This window comes from Bradyrhizobium sp., assembly GCF_028868675.1.
Lineage (GTDB): Bacteria > Pseudomonadota > Alphaproteobacteria > Rhizobiales > Xanthobacteraceae > Bradyrhizobium.
Genome location: NZ_JAGWUA010000324.1, coordinates 1 through 3,303 on the forward strand (window position 1 = coordinate 1; position 3,303 = coordinate 3,303).

4 protein-coding genes are annotated in these 3,303 nt (G+C 66.2%); 3 read left to right on the forward strand and 1 reads right to left on the reverse strand.

What is annotated here, in order from left to right; translation table 11 throughout:
• Positions 1 to 855 (reverse strand): enoyl-CoA hydratase, encoded by an 855-nt coding sequence (locus KGM94_RS24475; RefSeq protein WP_300265083.1) that lies wholly within the window; start codon positions 853 to 855, stop codon positions 1 to 3.
• Positions 856 to 1,009: 154 nt separating this feature from the next.
• Between KGM94_RS24475 and KGM94_RS24480 the strand changes: the two genes are divergently transcribed.
• Genes KGM94_RS24480 through KGM94_RS24490 form a run of 3 tightly spaced genes read left to right on the forward strand, consistent with a single transcriptional unit; the run spans position 1,010 to position 3,014 of the window.
• Positions 1,010 to 1,603 carry a LemA family protein gene (locus KGM94_RS24480; protein WP_300265086.1) on the forward strand — a complete coding sequence of 198 codons (594 nt, stop codon included), beginning with the start codon at positions 1,010 to 1,012 and terminating at the stop codon, positions 1,601 to 1,603.
• 14 nt (positions 1,604 to 1,617) lie between these two features.
• Positions 1,618 to 2,514, forward strand: a complete 897-nt coding sequence (locus KGM94_RS24485) for a YgcG family protein (RefSeq protein ID WP_300265089.1) — start codon at positions 1,618 to 1,620, stop codon at positions 2,512 to 2,514.
• Between the two features lie 2 nt (positions 2,515 to 2,516).
• Positions 2,517 to 3,014, forward strand: coding sequence for a TPM domain-containing protein (locus KGM94_RS24490; RefSeq protein WP_300265092.1), 498 nt, complete (start codon positions 2,517 to 2,519; stop codon positions 3,012 to 3,014).
• Positions 3,015 to 3,303: the final 289 nt, after the last annotated feature.

A 3,303-nucleotide genomic window follows, 5' to 3' on the forward strand; every position in this document is an offset into this window, starting at 1 on the left:
TTACTCCGCTGCAGCCGGGGGCTTGCGTACCGAGGGATGCAGGCCGGACGGATCGACCACCATGCCGAACTCCTGCAGATTATGGGCATGGCAGAGCTGATGCAGCGCAAAGGCCTGGTCGATCGCGGCAGGCTGGCCCATGACGTCGACCGAGCGGTTGACCGCCTCTTTCGTCAGCTTCAGCGCGAAGGACGGTTTTGCCGCGATGCTGCGCGCCAGCGCCAGCACGGATGACGACAGCTCGGTGCGCGGCACCACGCGGTTGACCATGCCGAGCTGATGCGCCTCCTGCGCCGTCCAGCTGTCGGCCGTGAATAGGAACTCCTTGGCCTTGCGCGGGCCGAGCTCCCATGGATGCACGAACCATTCGACGCCGCAGACGCCCATGGTGACGACGGGGTCGCAGAACTGCGCGTCGTCGCTGGCGACGATGAGATCGCACGCCCAGGCCAGCATCAGCCCGCCGGCGATGCACTTGCCATGAACCTCGGCAATCGTCGGCTTCGCCAGGTTGCGCCAACGCCGCGTGATCTGCAGGTAGATCTCCTGCTCGCGCGCAAAACGGCCGTGGGCATTGGGTTCGGCAAAGCCGCCCCAATTTCCGATCGGCGGAAAATCGACGCCGGCCGCATTCTTGCCGCCCGGCCGCAGGTCGTGGCCGGCGGAGAAGTGCGGGCCATTGCCGGCGAGGATGACGACCTTGACCGTATCGTCCTGCACCGCCGCGTCGAATGCGGCGTTGAGGTCGTAGGTCATCTGCAGGTTCTGCGCGTTGCGCGCCTCCGGCCGGTTCATCACGATCCGGGTGATCGCCGGCTCCGGCCTCTCCACGAGGATGGTCTCGAACGAGGTCATTGGCGTTTCCGTCTGGTATTATCGTCTCTGCATGTGACTATTTCGGCCGATGATAGGCAAGAGGCTTGCGTAAATCGGCTAGCCGGAGGCATCGGGCTTGCTTACCTCGGGCCGCGATTCTGCTAGCTTGCGGTCCAAGCAGAGGGAGATTGCAATGCGCAAGTTTCTGACCGTGCTGGCGGCGCTGAGCCTGACCAATTGCGGCTACAACGCGATCCAGAACCAGGACGAGCAGATCAAGGCCAACTGGTCGGAGGTCGTGAACCAGTATCAGCGCCGCGCCGATCTCGTGCCCAATCTCGTCAACTCGGTGAAGGGCTTTGCGCAGCAGGAGAAGGACGTGCTGCTCGGGGTCACCAACGCCCGCGCCAAGGTCGGCAGCATCCAGGCGACGCCGGAGGTCCTGAACGATCCCGCCGCGTTCCAGAAATTCACGCAAGCGCAAGGCGAGCTCTCCAGCGCGCTGTCGCGCCTGCTGGTCGTCACCGAGAACTATCCGCAGCTCAAGTCGGACGCGCTGTTCAAGGACCTGATGTCGCAGCTCGAGGGCACCGAGAACCGCATCACGGTGGCGCGTAACCGCTACATCAAGTCGGTGCAGGACTACAACGTCACGATCCGCTCGTTCCCGACCAACCTGACCGCGATGGCGTTCGGCTACACGGCGAAGCCGAACTTCACGGTCGAGAACGAGAAGGAGATCTCGACCGCGCCGAAGGTCGATTTCAATCCGGCGCCGTCGAAGTAGCGCATCCGCCCAGCATGCGTGCCGCAAGAGTCCTCCTGCTCGCGCTGCTCCTCGGCTTCGCGTTCACCGCGGCGGCCGAGGTGGCGGTGCCGCAGCTCACGGGACGCGTGGTCGACCAGACCGGGACGCTGGGCGCGGGCGACGTCGCCTCGCTGACGCAGAAGCTGCGGGACTTCGAGACCCGAAAAGGCAGCCAGATCGCCGTCCTGATCGTGCCGACGACGCAGCCGGAGACCATCGAGCAGTTCTCGATCCGGGTCGCCGAGGCCTGGAAGGTTGGCCGCAAGAAGATCGACGACGGCGCGATCCTGGTGATCGCCAAGAACGACCGGCATTTGCGCATCGAGGTCGGCTACGGGCTCGAGGGCTCGCTGACGGATGCGACTTCCCGGCGCATCATCGACGAGGACATCACGCCGAAATTCAAGAGCGGAGATTTCGCCGGCGGCATCGCGGCCGGCGTCGACCGCATGATCCGGGTGGTCGACGGCGAGGCGTTGCCGGCGCCGGAGCCGCCGCACTGGAAGGGCAGCGACGTCTTCTCCGGCATCGATCCGTTCAATCCGTTCCTGCTGATCGCGGTCTTCATGTTCGGCGGGCTGTTCCGTGGCATCTTTGGCCGGCTGCTGGGGTCGCTGACCGCGGGCGGCCTCGTCGGTGTCGTGGCCTGGTTCATCGCCGGCTCGATCGCGGCCTCGCTCCTGGCGGGCGGCGTCGTCTTCCTCTTCACGCTGCTCGGCGACAGCATTTTTTCCGGCGGCGGTCCCGGCGTTGGGCGCAAGGGCTCGTCCGGCGGCTGGTCGGGTGGCGGAAGCGGCGGCGGCTGGAGCAGCGGCTCGTCGAGCGACAGCGGCGGATTCAGCGGTGGCGGCGGCAGTTTTGGCGGCGGCGGCGCGTCGGGGAGCTGGTAGGCATGAGCATCAGGCGCATCACCAGGCATCTCGTGCAGCACACTTGGCGGGCGAAGCAGGTATTTCCGCCAAGAGTGCTGGAGCGGATCGAGCAGGCCATCAGGCAAAGCGAGACCACCCATTCCGGCCAGGTCCGCTTCGTGGTGGAAGGCGCGCTCGACGGCGCGCCGCTGTTCCGCAACCAGCCGGCGCGCGAGCGCGCGCTCGACGTCTTCTCGCATTTGCGGATCTGGGACACCGCGCACAACAACGGTGTGCTGATCTACCTGCTGCTCGCCGACCGCGACGTCGAGATCGTCGCCGACCGCGGCATCGACGCCAAGGTCGGCGCCGCCGGCTGGGAGAAGATCTGCCGCGAGATGGAGACCGAATTCGGATCCGGCCGCTTCGAGCACGGCGTCATCGCGGGTATCGAAGCGGTGTCGCGCGAGCTCGCTAGACACTTCCCCCCGCACGGCCCGCATCGCAACGAGTTGCCGGACAAGCCGGTGGTGATGTGACTAAGGACGTGCCCCGGATGCAGCGCGCCGGGCTTGCGGCGTGGTGTGGTGCGCTGCTGATCCGGGGTCCAGATGGGTCCCTGCTCTGCGTCGCGCTATACGGGACGATGCTTCGCATCGCCCGGAATACCGCGCGGCGTCCGGGACACGAGAGTTTTAAGCCTTCACCGACGGCCGCGCGCCCACGCGCTTGAACCAGGTGGCGATGTGGGTGTTGGCGGGATCGAGCGGCTGGCCGACCTGGCCGGCGAAATCGAGCATGCCGTAGAGAAAGACGTCGGCGAACGTG